This window comes from Aeromonas sp. 603607 (assembly GCF_049171595.1).
GTDB classification, from domain to species: domain Bacteria; phylum Pseudomonadota; class Gammaproteobacteria; order Enterobacterales; family Aeromonadaceae; genus Aeromonas; species Aeromonas veronii.
Map to the genome: position 1 here is coordinate 148,951 of NZ_JAAKOV010000011.1, position 15,605 is coordinate 164,555.

General features: G+C 53.1%; 30 protein-coding genes and 1 pseudogene. 28 read left to right on the forward strand and 3 right to left on the reverse strand.

Translation table 11 applies throughout. The annotated features are described in order from the left end of the window. Positions 1-17 precede the first annotated feature (17 nt). Positions 18-932, reverse strand: a complete 915-nt coding sequence (locus G5315_RS12285; RefSeq protein WP_421333117.1) for a DMT family transporter — start codon at positions 930-932, stop codon at positions 18-20. Between the two features lie 355 nt (positions 933-1,287). On the opposite strand from G5315_RS12285, the gene rpsJ reads away from it, so the two are divergent. From rpsJ to rplQ, 28 genes are all read left to right on the forward strand, one after another. Next, the gene (rpsJ, locus tag G5315_RS12290) at positions 1,288-1,599 is read left to right on the forward strand and encodes a 30S ribosomal protein S10 (RefSeq protein WP_005307944.1); all 312 of its coding nucleotides are present in this window, start codon (positions 1,288-1,290) and stop codon (positions 1,597-1,599) included. A gap of 22 nt (positions 1,600-1,621) precedes the next feature. Continuing rightward, the gene (rplC, locus tag G5315_RS12295; protein ID WP_005340620.1) at positions 1,622-2,254 is read left to right on the forward strand and encodes a 50S ribosomal protein L3; all 633 of its coding nucleotides are present in this window, start codon (positions 1,622-1,624) and stop codon (positions 2,252-2,254) included. A 17-nt stretch (positions 2,255-2,271) separates the two neighbouring features. After that, the gene (rplD, locus tag G5315_RS12300; RefSeq protein ID WP_005340616.1) at positions 2,272-2,877 is read left to right on the forward strand and encodes a 50S ribosomal protein L4; all 606 of its coding nucleotides are present in this window, start codon (positions 2,272-2,274) and stop codon (positions 2,875-2,877) included. Continuing rightward, positions 2,874-3,176: a 50S ribosomal protein L23 gene (gene rplW, locus G5315_RS12305; protein ID WP_005307955.1), complete on the forward strand. Its 303-nt coding sequence runs from the start codon at positions 2,874-2,876 to the stop codon at positions 3,174-3,176. Before rplD ends, rplW begins: the two co-directional genes overlap by 4 nt. 15 nt (positions 3,177-3,191) lie before the next feature. Next, entirely contained in the window at positions 3,192-4,013 is an 822-nt protein-coding gene (gene rplB / locus G5315_RS12310; RefSeq protein ID WP_005340614.1) for a 50S ribosomal protein L2, read from the forward strand. A gap of 22 nt (positions 4,014-4,035) precedes the next feature. Continuing rightward, positions 4,036-4,314, forward strand: a complete 279-nt coding sequence (gene rpsS / locus G5315_RS12315) for a 30S ribosomal protein S19 (protein ID WP_005307960.1) — start codon at positions 4,036-4,038, stop codon at positions 4,312-4,314. A 10-nt stretch (positions 4,315-4,324) separates the two neighbouring features. Continuing rightward, the gene (rplV, locus tag G5315_RS12320) at positions 4,325-4,669 is read left to right on the forward strand and encodes a 50S ribosomal protein L22 (protein ID WP_005319741.1); all 345 of its coding nucleotides are present in this window, start codon (positions 4,325-4,327) and stop codon (positions 4,667-4,669) included. 3 nt (positions 4,670-4,672) lie between these two features. Beyond that, the gene (rpsC, locus tag G5315_RS12325) at positions 4,673-5,386 is read left to right on the forward strand and encodes a 30S ribosomal protein S3 (protein WP_005307962.1); all 714 of its coding nucleotides are present in this window, start codon (positions 4,673-4,675) and stop codon (positions 5,384-5,386) included. A gap of 13 nt (positions 5,387-5,399) precedes the next feature. Continuing rightward, positions 5,400-5,813: a 50S ribosomal protein L16 gene (gene rplP / locus G5315_RS12330; protein ID WP_005340612.1), complete on the forward strand. Its 414-nt coding sequence runs from the start codon at positions 5,400-5,402 to the stop codon at positions 5,811-5,813. Then, a complete protein-coding gene (gene rpmC, locus G5315_RS12335) occupies positions 5,813-6,004 on the forward strand; it encodes a 50S ribosomal protein L29 (RefSeq protein WP_005307965.1) in 192 nt (63 codons plus the stop codon). The genes rplP and rpmC overlap by 1 nt, the downstream gene beginning before the upstream one ends. Further along, entirely contained in the window at positions 6,004-6,252 is a 249-nt protein-coding gene (gene rpsQ / locus G5315_RS12340) for a 30S ribosomal protein S17 (protein ID WP_005307966.1), read from the forward strand. Before rpmC ends, rpsQ begins: the two co-directional genes overlap by 1 nt. Before the next feature lie 147 nt (positions 6,253-6,399). Beyond that, complete coding sequence (rplN, locus tag G5315_RS12345) at positions 6,400-6,768, forward strand: 50S ribosomal protein L14 (RefSeq protein WP_005307975.1); 369 nt, start codon at positions 6,400-6,402, stop codon at positions 6,766-6,768. 11 nt (positions 6,769-6,779) lie between these two features. Further along, positions 6,780-7,097 (forward strand): 50S ribosomal protein L24, encoded by a 318-nt coding sequence (gene rplX / locus G5315_RS12350; RefSeq protein ID WP_005307977.1) that lies wholly within the window; start codon positions 6,780-6,782, stop codon positions 7,095-7,097. Positions 7,098-7,110: 13 nt separating this feature from the next. Next, positions 7,111-7,650 (forward strand): 50S ribosomal protein L5, encoded by a 540-nt coding sequence (gene rplE / locus G5315_RS12355; protein ID WP_005331162.1) that lies wholly within the window; start codon positions 7,111-7,113, stop codon positions 7,648-7,650. 10 nt (positions 7,651-7,660) lie between these two features. Continuing rightward, positions 7,661-7,966, forward strand: a complete 306-nt coding sequence (gene rpsN, locus G5315_RS12360; RefSeq protein WP_005340609.1) for a 30S ribosomal protein S14 — start codon at positions 7,661-7,663, stop codon at positions 7,964-7,966. 21 nt (positions 7,967-7,987) lie between these two features. Then, positions 7,988-8,380 (forward strand): 30S ribosomal protein S8, encoded by a 393-nt coding sequence (gene rpsH, locus G5315_RS12365; protein ID WP_005307980.1) that lies wholly within the window; start codon positions 7,988-7,990, stop codon positions 8,378-8,380. A gap of 13 nt (positions 8,381-8,393) precedes the next feature. Further along, the gene (gene rplF / locus G5315_RS12370; protein WP_005340607.1) at positions 8,394-8,927 is read left to right on the forward strand and encodes a 50S ribosomal protein L6; all 534 of its coding nucleotides are present in this window, start codon (positions 8,394-8,396) and stop codon (positions 8,925-8,927) included. A 9-nt stretch (positions 8,928-8,936) separates the two neighbouring features. Further along, positions 8,937-9,290: a 50S ribosomal protein L18 gene (gene rplR, locus G5315_RS12375; RefSeq protein WP_005340606.1), complete on the forward strand. Its 354-nt coding sequence runs from the start codon at positions 8,937-8,939 to the stop codon at positions 9,288-9,290. A 14-nt stretch (positions 9,291-9,304) separates the two neighbouring features. Next, the gene (gene rpsE / locus G5315_RS12380; RefSeq protein WP_005342686.1) at positions 9,305-9,805 is read left to right on the forward strand and encodes a 30S ribosomal protein S5; all 501 of its coding nucleotides are present in this window, start codon (positions 9,305-9,307) and stop codon (positions 9,803-9,805) included. Between the two features lie 6 nt (positions 9,806-9,811). Beyond that, entirely contained in the window at positions 9,812-9,991 is a 180-nt protein-coding gene (gene rpmD / locus G5315_RS12385; RefSeq protein ID WP_005307985.1) for a 50S ribosomal protein L30, read from the forward strand. A 2-nt stretch (positions 9,992-9,993) separates the two neighbouring features. Continuing rightward, positions 9,994-10,431, forward strand: a complete 438-nt coding sequence (gene rplO, locus G5315_RS12390) for a 50S ribosomal protein L15 (protein WP_005342691.1) — start codon at positions 9,994-9,996, stop codon at positions 10,429-10,431. 8 nt (positions 10,432-10,439) lie between these two features. Then, positions 10,440-11,768: a preprotein translocase subunit SecY gene (secY, locus tag G5315_RS12395; RefSeq protein WP_005307989.1), complete on the forward strand. Its 1,329-nt coding sequence runs from the start codon at positions 10,440-10,442 to the stop codon at positions 11,766-11,768. A gap of 27 nt (positions 11,769-11,795) precedes the next feature. After that, a complete protein-coding gene (rpmJ, locus tag G5315_RS12400) occupies positions 11,796-11,909 on the forward strand; it encodes a 50S ribosomal protein L36 (protein ID WP_005319705.1) in 114 nt (37 codons plus the stop codon). A gap of 139 nt (positions 11,910-12,048) precedes the next feature. Further along, on the forward strand, positions 12,049-12,405 hold the full coding sequence (gene rpsM / locus G5315_RS12405) for a 30S ribosomal protein S13 (protein WP_005307991.1): 357 nt from the start codon (positions 12,049-12,051) through the stop codon (positions 12,403-12,405). Positions 12,406-12,419: 14 nt separating this feature from the next. After that, the gene (gene rpsK / locus G5315_RS12410) at positions 12,420-12,809 is read left to right on the forward strand and encodes a 30S ribosomal protein S11 (RefSeq protein WP_005307993.1); all 390 of its coding nucleotides are present in this window, start codon (positions 12,420-12,422) and stop codon (positions 12,807-12,809) included. A gap of 39 nt (positions 12,810-12,848) precedes the next feature. Continuing rightward, positions 12,849-13,469 (forward strand): 30S ribosomal protein S4, encoded by a 621-nt coding sequence (gene rpsD / locus G5315_RS12415; RefSeq protein ID WP_005342696.1) that lies wholly within the window; start codon positions 12,849-12,851, stop codon positions 13,467-13,469. Positions 13,470-13,494: 25 nt separating this feature from the next. After that, a complete protein-coding gene (locus G5315_RS12420; protein WP_005307997.1) occupies positions 13,495-14,484 on the forward strand; it encodes a DNA-directed RNA polymerase subunit alpha in 990 nt (329 codons plus the stop codon). A gap of 43 nt (positions 14,485-14,527) precedes the next feature. After that, the gene (gene rplQ / locus G5315_RS12425; RefSeq protein ID WP_005307999.1) at positions 14,528-14,911 is read left to right on the forward strand and encodes a 50S ribosomal protein L17; all 384 of its coding nucleotides are present in this window, start codon (positions 14,528-14,530) and stop codon (positions 14,909-14,911) included. Positions 14,912-15,129: 218 nt separating this feature from the next. On the opposite strand, the pseudogene G5315_RS12430 reads toward rplQ, so the two are convergent. Together G5315_RS12430 and G5315_RS12435 are read right to left on the reverse strand one after the other, a co-directional pair. Further along, positions 15,130-15,237, reverse strand: a pseudogene (locus G5315_RS12430) (gamma carbonic anhydrase family protein); the annotation flags it as partial. A gap of 146 nt (positions 15,238-15,383) precedes the next feature. Continuing rightward, a partial coding sequence (locus G5315_RS12435) for a hypothetical protein (protein WP_421333118.1) occupies positions 15,384-15,605 on the reverse strand: 222 nt, incomplete at its 5' end.

Genomic DNA, 15,605 nt, shown 5'->3' on the forward strand with positions numbered 1-15,605 from the left:
TACGCCCTTTTGCATGGTCAGCTCTTGGTTTCGACTGATGCTCGATAGCGTTTGCCGTACTTGAGCTGCTGGATCAGCAGGGCGGCAACGATGAGCGCCAACCCGATGGGGGTGGCCGGATGGATGGCTTCGCCGATCAGCAGATTGAGCAGCACCAGTGAGGCAAACGGCGAGATAAAGATGAGGTTGCTGATGGGGGCCGTGTTGGTGGCATGGCGCAGCGCCATCAGCCAGAGCACGAAACCGAAACCCATTTCGAACAGTCCCACATAGATGGCTCCAGCCCATCCCTGCCAGGCGGTCATGGCAAAATCGGAGAGCAACCAGGTCGCCACGAAGATAAAAGGCAGGCTGATCATAAAGCCGAGCAACAGGCTGACAATAGGATCGCCCTGATTGCGGGTGTTGAGGATCCAGTAGCTGGCCCAGATGAGGGTCGAGACCAGCGCCAGCGTCACGCCGAGGGGGCTGTCGAAATGGAGGCCGAATACATCCCCTCTGGTGGCGATCACCAGTGCGCCAAAATACCCCAGCACGATAGCGACGCCATCGCGCCGACGCAGCTTCTGGCCGAGGAAGGGAACGGCCAGCAGACTGAGGGTAATGGCCCAGGTGTAGTTGAGGGTCTGTGCCTGCTGGGCAGGCAGCAGATCATAGGCTTTGAACAGCAACAGGTAGTAGAGAAAGGGATTCAGCACGCCCAGAGTCAGGTAGTAGAGAGGGCGGGCCTTGATGTAGCTCCCCAGCAGCGGCAGTTTGCCCTGTTTGGCGACGACGGCTGTCAGCGTGAGAGTCGAGGTGAAGGCGGCCACAAGCAACAGTTGCACAGGTTCGAAATAGGCGAGGGAGATCTTGAAGGCTGTGGCGACCGTCGACCAGAGGGCAACGGCGCAAAGGCCATACTGATAGGCTTTCTTTTGATCTTTGAGCATGGGATGTCGTTCCACTGACAGAGGCAAGCGCACAGTCTACCAGTCTGCTTGTAACATTGTCGTTACCTGGGTGTTGGCACAGAGTGCGTTGCCGCAGGCGAGATCCATCTGCCACATAAAACTGAGCATAATCTGTTCGCTCTTCCTTGCGCAAATTTGAAAAATCCGTATAATCCCCTTCGCTTACCCATGAGGTAAGCCAGACGATATGTCTGCTGCTGAGTTTCCTGTTTACAGGAGCCAGCCATACAGTCCTCCCGATATGGGGGGAAACGTGAAAAATCACACCTCTGGCGGGAGAAATCTCGGTCGGGCGGTGTTGATTTATGTTCTTTTATCTATTGGAGCTCTGTCAATGCAGAACCAAAGAATCCGTATCCGCCTGAAGGCTTTTGATCATCGCCTGATTGATCAATCCACTGCGGAAATCGTTGAAACTGCTAAGCGCACTGGCGCGCAGGTTCGCGGTCCTATTCCGCTGCCGACTCGCAAAGAGCGCTTCACCGTCCTGATCTCCCCGCACGTCAACAAAGATGCGCGTGATCAGTACGAGATCCGCACTCACAAGCGTCTGGTAGACATCGTTGAGCCGACTGACAAGACCGTAGACGCCCTGATGCGTCTGGATCTGGCAGCTGGTGTAGACGTCCAGATCAGCCTGGGTTAATTACGGAAAGAGGTTGATAACAATGACAATCGGTCTTGTAGGTCGCAAAGTGGGTATGACTCGCATCTTCACTGAAGATGGCGTTTCTATCCCGGTGACTGTTATCGAAGTTGAAGCTAACCGTGTAACTCAGGTCAAATCTGTAGAAACCGACGGCTACAACGCTATTCAGGTTACCACTGGCGCCAAGAAAGCCAGCCGTGTGACCAAGCCGGAAGCTGGCCACTTCGCCAAAGCTGGTGTAGAAGCCGGTCGCGGTCTGTGGGAATTCCGTCTGAACAACGGTGAAACTTTCACTGTTGGTAGCGAGCTGAAAGTAGATCTTCTCGCTGACGTTAAGCTGGTAGACGTTACCGGCACATCCAAAGGTAAGGGCTTTGCTGGTACTGTTAAGCGCCACAACTTCCGCACCCAGGATATGACCCACGGTAACTCCTTGTCTCACCGCGTTCCGGGTTCTATCGGTCAGAACCAGACTCCGGGTCGTGTATTCAAGGGCAAAAAGATGGCTGGTCACATGGGTGCTGAGCGTGTAACGACTCAGAACCTGGAACTGGTTCGTGTTGACGCTGAACGCAACCTGCTGCTCATCAAAGGTGCAGTACCGGGTGCAACCAACGGCAACGTGATCGTCAAACCTGCCGTCAAAGCGTAACGTCTGAGGAGATAGTAATGGAATTGGTAATGAAAGACGCCAAGAGCGCTCTTGAAGTTTCCGAGACTACCTTCGGGCGCGAATTCAACGAAGCTCTGGTTCACCAGGTCGTCGTTGCATATGCCGCTGGTGCCCGTCAGGGTACTCGTGCGCAGCTGACTCGCTCTGAAGTGTCTGGTGGCGGCAAAAAGCCGTGGCGTCAGAAGGGTACTGGTCGTGCCCGTGCTGGCTCCATCCGTTCGCCCATCTGGCGTTCCGGTGGTGTGACTTTTGCTGCTAAGCCGCAAGATCACAGCCAGAAAGTAAACAAGAAGATGTACCGCGGCGCTATCCGTAGCATTCTGTCCGAGCTGGTACGTCAAGAGCGCCTGATCGTTGTTGAGAAGTTCGGCATCGAAGCTCCGAAGACCAAAGAACTGATCGCCAAGCTGAAAGAAATGGAACTGACTGACGTTCTGATCGTGACTGCTGAAGTCGATGAGAACCTGTTCCTGGCTGCTCGCAACCTGTACAAAGTTGACGTGCGTGACGTTGCCGGTATCGACCCGGTCAGCCTGATCGCTTTCGACAAGGTTCTGATGACTGCTGACGCAGTTAAGCAAATCGAGGAGATGCTGGCATGATCCGTGAAGAGCGTCTGCTGAAAGTTCTGAAGGCTCCGCACATCTCTGAAAAGAGCACCATGGTTGCAGAAAAGCAGAACACTATCGTGTTCAAAGTTGCTGTTGATGCTACCAAGGCGGAAGTCAAAGCTGCAGTTGCGAAACTGTTCGAGGTCGAAGTTGAGACCGTCCGTACCCTGAACATGAAGGGTAAGACCAAGCGCGCAGGTGCACGCGTAGGCCGTCGTTCCGATTGGAAAAAGGCTTATGTGACCCTGAAAGCTGGTCAGGACATCGACTTCATGGGCGCAGCCGAGTAAGAGGAGTTCTCAAAAATGGCAATCGTTAAGTGCAAGCCTACTTCTCCGGGCCGCCGCCACGTCGTCAAGATCGTCAATCAAGAGCTGTACAAGGGCAAGCCCTTCGCCGCTCTGCTGGACAGCAAAAGCAAGTCCGGTGGTCGTAACAACAACGGCCGTATCACTACCCGTCATATCGGTGGTGGTCACAAGCAGCACTACCGTATCGTCGACTTCAAGCGCGACAAAGACGGTATCCCGGCTAAAGTAGAGCGCCTGGAATACGATCCTAACCGTACCGCTAACATCGCTCTGGTGTTGTATGCAGACGGTGAGCGTCGTTACATCCTGGCTCCGAAAGGCCTGAAAGCTGGTGACGCGATCGCTTCTGGTGCTGATGCAGCCATCAAGGTAGGTAACGCCCTGCCGATGCGCAACATCCCGGTTGGTTCTACCGTTCACGCTGTAGAGATGAAGCCTGGTAAAGGTGCCCAGCTGGCTCGTTCCGCTGGTACTTTCATCCAGATCCTGGCTCGTGAAGGTAACTATGTAACTCTGCGTCTGCGTTCCGGCGAAGTACGTAAAGTTCTGGCCGAGTGCCGCGCTACCATCGGTGAAGTCGGTAACTCCGAGCACATGTTGCGTCAACTGGGTAAAGCCGGTGCAAACCGCTGGCGTGGTATTCGTCCGACCGTTCGCGGTATGGCGATGAACCCGGTTGACCACCCGCACGGTGGTGGTGAGGGTCGTAACAAGGGCATGCAGCCTGTGTCCCCATGGGGCCAGAAGGCTAAAGGCTTCAAGACCCGTAAGAACAAGCGTACCGACAAGTACATCGTACGTCGTCGTAACAAGTAATTGTTAACATAGAGGAATCACCATGCCACGTTCTCTCAAGAAGGGTCCATTTATTGACCTGCACTTGCTGAAGAAGGTAGAGAAAGCGGTGGAAAGCGGGGATAAAAAGCCGGTTAAAACCTGGTCCCGTCGTTCAATGATCATCCCGAACATGATCGGTTTGACCATCGCTGTCCATAATGGTCGTCAGCACGTTCCGGTTTTCGTTACCGAAGAAATGATCGGTCACAAACTGGGTGAATTCGCACCGACTCGTACTTATCGCGGCCATGCTGCTGATAAGAAGGCTAAGAAGCGCTAAGGGATAAATGATGGAAGCTATCGCTAAACACCGTTATGCCCGTACTTCTGCCCAGAAAGCTCGTCTGGTAGCCGATCAAGTACGTGGTCTGTCCGTAGACAAGGCTCTGAATATCCTGACCTTCAGCCCGAAAAAGGCTGCAGTGCTGGTTAAGAAAGTGCTGGAATCTGCCATTGCAAACGCTGAGCACAACGAAGGCGCCGATATCGACGCGCTGCGTGTTGCTACTATCATGGTCGACGAAGGTCCCTCCATGAAGCGCATCCGTCCGCGTGCCAAAGGTCGTGCGGATCGTATCCTCAAGCGTACCGCTCACATCACTGTAGTGGTATCCGACGCTAAGGCTGGGAGATAAGCAATGGGTCAGAAAGTACATCCTAATGGCATTCGCCTGGGTATTACCAAGCCTTGGAATTCTACCTGGTTCGCGAACACCAAAGACTTCGCTGACAACCTGTACAGCGATTTTCAAGTACGCCAGTTCCTGACCAAGGAACTGAAAAACGCGTCCTTGTCCAAGATCACCATTGAGCGTCCGGCCAAGAGCATCCGTGTGACCATTCACACCGCTCGTCCGGGTGTTGTCATCGGTAAGAAAGGCGAAGACGTTGAGAAGCTGCGCAAAGCTGTAGCCACTATTGCTGGCGTGCCTGCTCAGATCAACATTTCCGAAGTCCGCAAGCCGGAGCTGGATGGCAAACTCGTTGCCGACAGCATCACTTCCCAGCTGGAGCGTCGTGTAATGTTCCGTCGTGCTATGAAGCGCGCCGTACAGAACGCAATGCGCCTGGGTGCCAAGGGCATCAAAGTGGAAGTTTCCGGTCGTCTGGGCGGCGCTGAAATCGCGCGTACCGAATGGTACCGTGAAGGTCGTGTGCCGTTGCACACCCTGCGTGCCGACATCGACTACGCAACTTCTGAAGCCCACACCACTTACGGTGTGATCGGCGTTAAAGTTTGGATCTTCAAGGGCGAAGTTCTGGGCGGTCTGGCTGCTGTTAACGCTGCCGCTGCTCAAGAGCAAGCTCCTGCAAAGCCCAAGCGTGACAACAAGCGCCGCGCTGCTAAGTAAGGAGATTCGGTAAATGTTGCAACCTAAGCGTACTAAATTCCGCAAGACCCACAAGGGTCGTAACCGCGGTCTGGCCACCTCTGGTAACGAAGTATCCTTCGGTACCTTTGGCCTGAAGGCGACATCCCGTGGTCAGCTGACTGCTCGTCAAATCGAAGCAGCCCGTCGTGCCATGACCCGTCACGTTAAGCGTCAAGGTAAGATCTGGATCCGTGTGTTCCCGGACAAGCCCATCACCGAAAAGCCCCTCGAAGTTCGTATGGGTAAAGGTAAGGGTAACGTGGAATACTGGGTTTGCCCGATCCAGCCTGGCAAGGTTCTGTACGAGATGGACGGTGTACCTGAGGCTCTGGCGCGTGAAGCGTTTGCCCTGGCCGCAGCTAAGCTGTCTGTTCAGACCACTTTCGTAATTAAGACGGTGATGTGATGAAAGCCCAAGATCTGCGTCAAAAGAGCGTCGAAGAACTGAACCAGGAGCTGCTGGGCCTGCTGCGTGAGCAATTCAACATGCGCATGCAAGCGTCCACCGGCCAGCTGGCTCAGACTCACACTCTGAAACAAGTGCGTCGTGACGTCGCACGTATCAAGACTGTACTGACTGAGAAGGCAGGTGCGTAATGACTGACAAGATCCGTACTCTGCAAGGTCGTGTAATCAGCGACAAGATGGACAAGTCCATCACTGTTGCTATCGAGCGCAAGGTAAAGCACCCGATCTACGGTAAGATCATCAAGCGCACTACCAAGCTGCACGTGCATGACGAAAACAACGAGTGCAAAGCTGGCGACCTCGTGGAAATCCGCGAATGCCGCCCGCTGTCCAAGACCAAGTCCTGGACCCTGGTTGCCGTTGTAGAAAAGGCCTAATCGGTACTTTGTAGTCCAAGCGGCCCCTTTCAGGGGCCGTTTGTTTTTTAGGCTACCTTTTCTGAAAATCCTGTGTTATAGTTTCGCGCCTTTTGAAGGCAGCCAGATCCCATTAGGGATAAGAAGTAAACAAAGCGGAGCACTAAGATGATCCAGATGCAAAGTATGCTGGGTGTTGCCGACAACTCCGGCGCTCGCAGTGTAATGTGTATTAAGGTTCTGGGTGGCTCGCACCGCCGTTACGCCGGCATCGGCGACATCATCAAGGTTTCCATCAAGGAAGCCATTCCTCGCGGTAAAGTGAAGAAAGGTGATGTGTATAACGCGGTGGTCGTACGCACCCGTAAAGGCGTTCGTCGTCCGGACGGCTCTGTCATCCGTTTCGACAACAATGCGGCTGTGTTGCTTAACAACAACCAACAGCCAATCGGTACTCGTATTTTTGGCCCGGTGACCCGTGAACTGCGTAATGAGAAGTTCATGAAGATTGTGTCCCTGGCACCCGAAGTACTGTAAGGAGTCGAACGATGGCAGCTAAAATCCGTCGCGAAGACGAAGTGATTGTTCTTACCGGCAAAGACAAGGGCAAGCGTGGCAAAGTCACTCAAGTCCTGATTGCAAAAGGTAAGGTAATCGTGGAAGGCATCAACCAGGTGAAGAAACACCAGAAGCCGGTACCCGCACTGGGTCAGGCTGGCGGTATCGTCACCAAAGAAGCCCCCATCGATGTATCAAACGTAGCGCTGTTCAACTCTGCCACAGGCAAAGCTGACCGCGTTGGTTTCCGGATTGAAGACGGCAAAAAAGTCCGTTTCTTCAAATCCACCGGCGAACTTGTGAAGTAATTGGAGTTTAACGATGGCGAAACTGCATGATTACTACAAATCCGATGTAGTAAATGAACTGTCCAAGCAGTTCGGTTACAAGACTATCATGCAAGTCCCTCGGATCGAGAAAATCACCCTGAACATGGGTGTTGGTGAAGCGATCTCTGACAAGAAATTGCTGGAAAATGCTGCTGCCGATATGGCTGCCATTTCCGGTCAGAAGCCGCTGATCACCAAAGCTCGCAAATCTGTTGCGGGCTTCAAGATTCGTGAAGGCTACCCGATAGGTTGTAAAGTAACCCTGCGTGGCGAGCGTATGTGGGAGTTCCTGGAACGGCTGATCTGCATCTCCGTACCGCGTATCCGTGACTTCCGTGGCCTGAACGCTAAAGCGTTCGACGGTCGTGGTAACTACTCCATGGGCGTGCGTGAGCAGATCATCTTCCCGGAAATCGACTATGACAAAGTCGATCGCGTCCGTGGTCTGGATATCACCATCACCACTTCCGCGAATACCGATGAAGAAGGCCGTGCTCTGCTGGCTGCCTTTAACTTCCCATTCCGCAAGTAAGGTTAGGGTTATGGCTAAAACATCCATGAAAGCGCGCGAAGCAAAGCGTGCCAAGCTGGTAGCCAAGTACGCGACCAAGCGTGCCGAGCTGAAAGCTATCATCGTTGACATGAACGCTTCTGAAGAAGCGCGTTGGGATGCTGTACTGCAACTGCAACAGCTGCCCCGTGATTCCAGTCCGTCCCGCCAGCGTAACCGTTGCAATATTACTGGTCGTCCGCACGGTTTCCTGCGCAAGTTTGGCCTGTCTCGCATCAAGGTGCGTGAGCATGCCATGAAGGGCGAAATTCCGGGCCTGAAGAAGGCTTCTTGGTAACGAATCTCGGGAGTTAGACTTATGAGCATGCAAGATCCGATCGCGGATATGCTGACCCGCATCCGTAACGGTCAGGCGGCGAGCAAAGTTGCGGTTTCCATGCCTTCTTCCAAGCTGAAAGTGGCTATTGCCAAAGTGCTGAAAGAAGAAGGTTACATCGCTGGCTACTCCGTAGCTGGTGACGTGAAGCCGGAACTGGAAATTGAACTGAAATATTTCCAGGGCAAGCCAGTTGTAGAACTGATCCAACGCGTAAGCCGTCCAGGCCTGCGTATTTACAAGCGCACTACTGATCTGCCGAAAGTTATGGGCGGTCTCGGTGTTGCTATCGTGTCCACGTCTAAAGGTGTGATGACTGACCGTGCTGCTCGCAAAGCAAGCATGGGCGGTGAGATCATCTGCTACGTCGCTTAATAGGAGGTAGGAAATGTCTCGTGTTGCTAAGGCACCCGTCACTATTCCTGCTGGCGTAGAGGTGACTCTGAACGGCCAGGAACTGACCATCAAAGGTGGTAAAGGTTCTCTGGTTCGCTCTATTCACGCCGGTGTAGAAGTGACCAAAGAAGACAATGTACTGAAGTTCGCCCCGCGCGGCAGCATCGCTGGTGCTGACGCTCAGGCCGGTACTGCCCGTGCATTGGTCAACAACATGGTAATCGGTGTTACCCAAGGCTTCGAGCGCAAGCTGCAGCTGGTTGGTGTAGGTTATAAAGCCTCCATCAAGGGCAATGCTGTTGCGCTGGCTCTGGGCTTCTCTCACCCGGTAGAGCATGCGCTGCCGGCTGGTGTGACCGCTGAGTGCCCGACTGCTACAGAAATCGTTCTGCGTGGCGTCGACAAGCAGCTGGTTGGCCAAGTCGCCGCCGATATCCGTGCTTACCGCGCTCCGGAGCCCTACAAGGGCAAGGGTGTACGCTATGCCAACGAGCAAGTGCGTACTAAAGAAGCTAAGAAGAAGTAAGGTAACACTATGGACAAGAAAGCAGCTCGTCTCCGTCGTGCTACTCGTGCTCGGAAAAAGATGCAGGAACTGGGAGCTACCCGTCTGGTTGTTCACCGTACCCCGCGTCATATCTATGCGCAGGTTATTGCAGCCAACGGTTCCGAAGTTCTGGCCTCTGCTTCCACAGTAGAGAAAGCCATCAGTGAAGCTCTGAAATACACCGGTAACGCAGATGCTGCTACCGCTGTAGGTAAAGCTATCGCTGAGCGTGCTATTGCCAAAGGCGTTCAGAACGTATCTTTCGATCGTTCCGGTTTCAAGTATCACGGTCGCATCGCTGCCCTGGCAGCTGCCGCACGTGACGCTGGTCTTCAGTTCTAAGCTAGGAGTCGAAGATGGCTAAAGTCGAATCTCAAGCCGGCGAACTGCAAGAAAAGCTCATTGCAGTAAACCGTGTTTCGAAAACTGTTAAAGGTGGTCGTATCATGTCCTTCACCGCGTTGACCGTGGTGGGTGATGGTAACGGCCGTGTAGGTTACGGTTACGGTAAAGCCCGTGAAGTTCCGGCTGCTATTCAAAAAGCAATGGAACAGGCTAAGCGTAACCTGAACAAGGTTGAACTGAACAACGGCACCCTGCACCACCCGGTGAAAGGTGTTCACTCCGGTTCCACCGTGTTCATGAAGCCGGCCTCTCAAGGTACTGGTATCATCGCAGGCGGCGCCATGCGTGCCGTTCTGGAAGTTGCTGGTATCCACAACGTGCTGGCTAAGACCTACGGTTCCACCAACCCAATCAACGTTGTTCGCGCAACTGTAGACGCTCTGGTTCACGGTCAGTCACCGGAACAGATCGCTGCCAAGCGTGGTCTGCGCGTTGAAGAAATTCTGGGGTAATGCGACATGGCTAACACTGTAAAAGTAACTCAAACTCGCAGCTCTATCGGCCGTCTGCCAAAGCACAAGGCGACTCTGCGTGGTCTGGGTCTGCGTCGCATTGGTCACACCGTTGAGCTGGAAGATACTCCTTGCGTACGCGGTATGATCAACCAGGTTTATTACATGGTTAAGGTGGAGGGCTAAGCATGCGTCTGAATACTCTGTCTCCGGCCGCTGGTTCCAAGCGCGTTAAGCACCGTCCGGGCCGTGGTATCGGTTCTGGTCTGGGCAAGACCGGTGGTCGTGGTGTTAAAGGTCAAACCTCTCGTTCCGGTGGCGGTAAAGTCCGCAACGGTTTCGAAGGCGGCCAGATGCCTTTGAAAATCCGTCTGCCGAAGTTCGGTTTCTTCTCTCGCAAATCTTTGGTATCTGCCGAAGTGCGCCTGAACGAAATCGCCCTGGTAGAAGGTGATGTAGTCGACGTGAGCACTCTGAAGCAAGCCGGCGTTCTGACCAAGAACATCGTGTTCGCTAAAGTTGTTCTGTCTGGCAACATTGACCGTGCTGTGACCGTTCGTGGTCTGTCCGTCACCAAAGGTGCACGTGCAGCCATCGAGGCCGCTGGCGGTAAAATCGAGGAATAATCAGTACAATGGCTAAGAAACCAGGATTGGATGTTAAAGCACAGGGTGGTCTGAGTGAACTGAAGAGCCGTCTGCTCTTCGTTCTCGGGGCGATTATCGTTTTCCGTGCAGGCTCTTATGTGCCGATTCCTGGTATTGACGCCGCCGTACTGGCCGAGTTGTTCCAGCAACAGAAGGGCACCATCATTGAGATGTTCAACATGTTCAGTGGTGGTGCACTATCGCGTGCTTCTATTCTTGCGTTGGGGATCATGCCGTACATTTCGGCGTCGATCATTATCCAGCTGCTGACAGTGGTTCATCCTGCTCTTGCTGAACTCAAGAAAGAGGGTGAATCCGGCCGTCGCAAGATTAGCCAATATACCCGTTGGGGCACGCTGGTTTTGGGAACTTTCCAGGCCATTGGTATTGCAACCGGTCTGCCGAATATGATGCAAGGACTCGTGACTCATCCGGGTTTGGGCTTCTATTTCACAGCGGTTGTGAGTCTGGTCACCGGTACCATGTTCTTGATGTGGTTGGGTGAGCAGATTACCGAGCGTGGGATTGGTAATGGTATCTCGTTGATTATTTTCACAGGTATCGTTGCTGGTCTGCCGCATGCCATTGGCGCTACGGCCGAACAGGCACGTCAAGGGGAATTGCACATCCTGCTGTTGTTGTTGCTGGGCTTGATTGTTTTCGCAGTGACTTACTTTGTGGTGTTCGTGGAGCGTGGTCAGCGTCGTATTGTCGTTAACTATGCCAAGCGTCAACAAGGCCGCCAGGTATTTGCCGCGCAAAGCACACACCTGCCGTTGAAAGTGAATATGGCTGGTGTGATTCCTGCGATTTTCGCATCCAGTATCATCCTCTTTCCGGGGACCATTACCTCCTGGTTTGGTCAGGGTGAGGGTAAAGTCGCTGATATCCTGCAACAGGTCTCTATGGTCCTGCAGCCGGGTCAGCCGCTTTACGAGATGCTGTATGCAGCAGCCATTATCTTTTTCTGTTTCTTCTATACCGCGCTGGTGTTCAACCCCCGCGAGACAGCAGATAACCTGAAGAAGAGTGGAGCCTTTATCCCGGGGATCCGCCCGGGCGAGCAGACAGCACGTTATATCGATAAGGTTATGACTCGCCTGACATTGGCAGGTGCGCTCTATATAACCTTTATCTGTCTGGTACCCCAGTTCCTGATGACTGCCTGGAACGTACAGTTCTACTTCGGTGGCACTTCGCTGCTGATTATTGTGGTGGTTATCATGGACTTCATGGCTCAGGTACAAACCCATATGATGTCTCATCAATATGGTGACGTCCTGAGGAAGGCCAACCTGAAGGGCTACGGCCGCTAAAGGTCGGCGTAGTTACGGAGTTAAGCAATGAAAGTTCGTGCTTCCGTTAAGGCAATCTGCCGTAACTGCAAAATCATCAAGCGTCACGGTGTGGTGCGTGTGATTTGCAGCGAGCCAAAGCATAAACAGCGCCAAGGCTAATTTTTTACGGTTAGTACTTGCAACAAATAGTTGTGCTGGCTAATATAGCCAGCCAACTTTTGTTGTGTATTGGTTGACCGCCACGTATCCGCTCACGGGCTTTGTGGTGGTCGTAATCTACTATATGTAGGAGTGAATAGTGGCCCGTATCGCTGGCATTAACATTCCTGACCATAAGCATGCAGTCATTGCTTTGACTGCGATTTATGGCGTCGGTCGTACCCGCTCCAAGGCCATTTGTGCCGCAGCCGGTATCGCTGAGAATGTGAAAATTAAAGACCTGGACGAAGCTCAGATCGAGAGTCTGCGTGAACAAGTAGGTAAATTCACCGTTGAAGGTGACCTGCGTCGTCAGATTTCCATGAACATCAAGCGTTTGATGGATCTGGGCTGCTACCGTGGTTTGCGTCACCGTCGTAGCCTGCCTGTTCGTGGTCAACGTACCAAGACCAACGCTCGTACCCGTAAGGGTCCGCGCAAGGCTATCAAGAAGTAACGGGAAGGTAGAAAATGGCTAAAACTCCGACTCGTGCTCGCAAGCGCGTTAAAAAGCAAGTGAGCGACGGTATTGCGCACGTTCATGCATCTTTCAACAACACAATCGTGACCATTACTGACCGTCAGGGCAATGCTCTGTCTTGGGCTACTTCTGGTGGTTCCGGTTTCCGTGGTTCTCGTAAGTCCACCCCGTTCGCTGCTCAGGTAGCTGCCGAGCGCGCTGGTGAGATGGCCAAAGAATATGGCGTCAAGAACCTGGAAGTCATGGTCAAAGGTCCGGGTCCCGGTCGTGAGTCTTCCATCCGCGCCCTGAACGCGGCTGGTTTCCGCATCACTAACATTACTGATGTGACTCCGATCCCGCACAACGGTTGTCGTCCTCCCAAGAAGCGCCGCGTGTAACGCTGTAGCTACTTGGTCTAGGATTGTTGGAGAAAGAAGATGGCAAGATATATCGGTCCTAAGCTTAAGCTTAGCCGTCGTGAGGGCACAGACCTCTTCCTGAAGTCTGGTGTTCGTGCGATTGATTCTAAGTGCAAGATTGACACCGCTCCTGGTCAGCACGGCGCTCGCAAGCCCCGTCTGTCCGATTACGGTGTGCAACTGCGCGAGAAACAAAAAGTTCGTCGTATCTACGGCGTATTGGAAAAACAGTTCCGCAACTACTACCGCGACGCTGCCCGTCAAAAGGGTAACACCGGTGAAAACCTGTTGCAGCTGCTGGAAGGTCGTCTGGACAACGTCGTATACCGCATGGGCTTCGGTGCTACCCGCGCTGAATCTCGTCAGCTGGTGAGCCACAAGGCCATCATGGTAAACGGCCGCGTTGTGAACATTCCTTCTTTCCAGGTTTCCCCTGAGGACGTGATCTGCGTTCGTGAGAAGGCTAAGAAGCAAGCGCGTATCAAAGCTGCCCTTGAGGTTGCTGGTCAGCGCGAGAAGCCGACTTGGGTAGAGGTTGATGCCGCTAAAATGGAAGGTGCCTTCAAGCGCCTGCCAGAGCGTTCCGACCTGTCTGCCGACATTAACGAACAGCTGATCGTCGAGCTTTACTCCAAGTAAAGCTAGCTTCTAAAGAGAGGACACAATGCTGGGTTCTGTAACAGATTTTCTTAAACCGCGGCTAGTTGACATCGAGCAAGTTAGCCCGACTCATGCGAAAGTGACTCTTGAGCCACTCGAGCGTGGCTTTGGTCACACGCTGGGCAACGCCCTGCGTCGTATTTTGCTGTCTTCTATGCCCGGTTGTGCAGTTACTGAAGTCGAAATTGACGGGGTACTGCATGAGTACAGCAGCAAAGAAGGTGTACAGGAAGACATTCTTGAAATCCTGCTCAACCTGAAAGGTATCGCTGTGAAGCTGGAAGGCAAGGACGAGGTAACTCTGTCCCTGACCAAGTCTGGAACAGGCCCCGTTACCGCAGGTGATATCACTCACGGTGATGAAGTCGAGATCGTAAACCCGGAGCACGTAATCTGCCACCTGACTGGTGCCAATGCTGAAATCAGCATGCGCCTGAAAGTTCAGCGCGGTCGTGGTTATGTGCCTGCTTCTGCTCGTGTTCACAACGATGACGAAGAGCGTCCTATCGGTCGCCTGCTGCTGGACTCCGCGTTCAGCCCCATCGTTCGTATTGCCTACAATGTTGAGGCAGCACGTGTGGAACAGCGTACCGACTTGGACAAGCTGGTCATCGACATGGAGACCAATGGTACCCTGGATCCTGAGGAAGCTATCCGTCGTTCTGCCACTATTCTGGCCGAGCAACTGGAAGCCTTCGTGGATCTGCGCGATGTCAGCGTGCCCGAGAAGAAAGAAGAGAAACCCGAGTTTGATCCGATTCTGCTGCGTCCTGTCGATGATTTGGAGCTGACAGTTCGTTCTGCGAACTGTCTGAAGGCAGAAGCTATCCACTATATTGGTGATCTGGTACAGCGTACCGAAGTTGAGTTGCTTAAGACTCCTAACCTCGGTAAGAAGTCCCTGACTGAGATCAAGGACGTGTTGGCCTCCCGTGGTCTGTCTCTTGGCATGCGCCTTGAGAACTGGCCGCCCGCCAGCATCGCTGACGAGTAATCCAGATTACGGGTTTCACAGATTTAGTTAGAAGGATAAGGTCATGCGCCATCGTTTGAGTGGTCGTCAACTGAACCGGAACAGCAGCCATCGTCAGGCTATGTTCCGCAACATGGCCAGCTCCCTGGTTCGTCATGAGATCATCAAGACGACTCTGCCTAAGGCAAAAGAGCTGCGTCGTGTAGTTGAACCGCTGATCACCCTTGCCAAGACTGATAGCGTTGCTAATCGTCGTCTGGCATTTGCCCGCACTCGCGACAACGCGATCGTGGCTAAGCTGTTCAATGAACTGGGCCCGCGCTACCTGGAGCGCGCCGGCGGTTATACTCGCATTCTGAAATGCGGTTTCCGTGCTGGCGACAACGCCCCTATGGCTTATATTGAGCTGGTAGACCGCCCGGCCGCTGCTGAAGCAGCTGCTGAGTGATAAAGAAAAAGCCGGGCTTGTCCCGGCTTTTCTCTTAATCCATTCTGACACTGCCTCAACTGCCTCAACTGCCTCAACTGCCTCAACTGCCTCAACTGCCTCAACTGCCTCAACTGCCTCAACTGCCTCAACTCATCATTCAACTTCTTCTATATAGAAGGTAAGAGTTGTTCCTGAACCTGGCGAAATGGTGAATTGTCTGCTCATTTCATCCGAACATCGTTGGCCAGCTGGATATCGCCCACCAGTGTCGCGCAGGGATCTACATATACTCCTTTGCCCAGTTGTGGGCGTTTTCCCTTGTAAGGTCTCAGTCGCAAGTCCATCTTGGCCTCCTTGTTTTCGGCCATTCTAGCAACCTGGAGGCGGTTTCTGTGGATAAGTGTGTATAAAAGCTGTGGTCGGAGATGAATAACTAAAAAAGTGCAGTTTTTTGCAATTTTATTGCCGATAAGGGGTTGCCAGAACGAATTCACTCCCTATAATGCGCCTCCATCGACAGGGCAAGCGGCAACGCAAACAACCGGGTCGGTAACCTCGAAAAGCCTTTGCAAATAAGGCTTGACTCGAGAAGGCGGTTGAGTAGAATGCCACTCCCGCAGCAGCAAAAGCTGCGTCGCTCTTTAACAATTTGAATCAAGCAATCTGTGTGGGCACTCACAGCATCGAGCATCAAAAACAATTTTTGATTTTC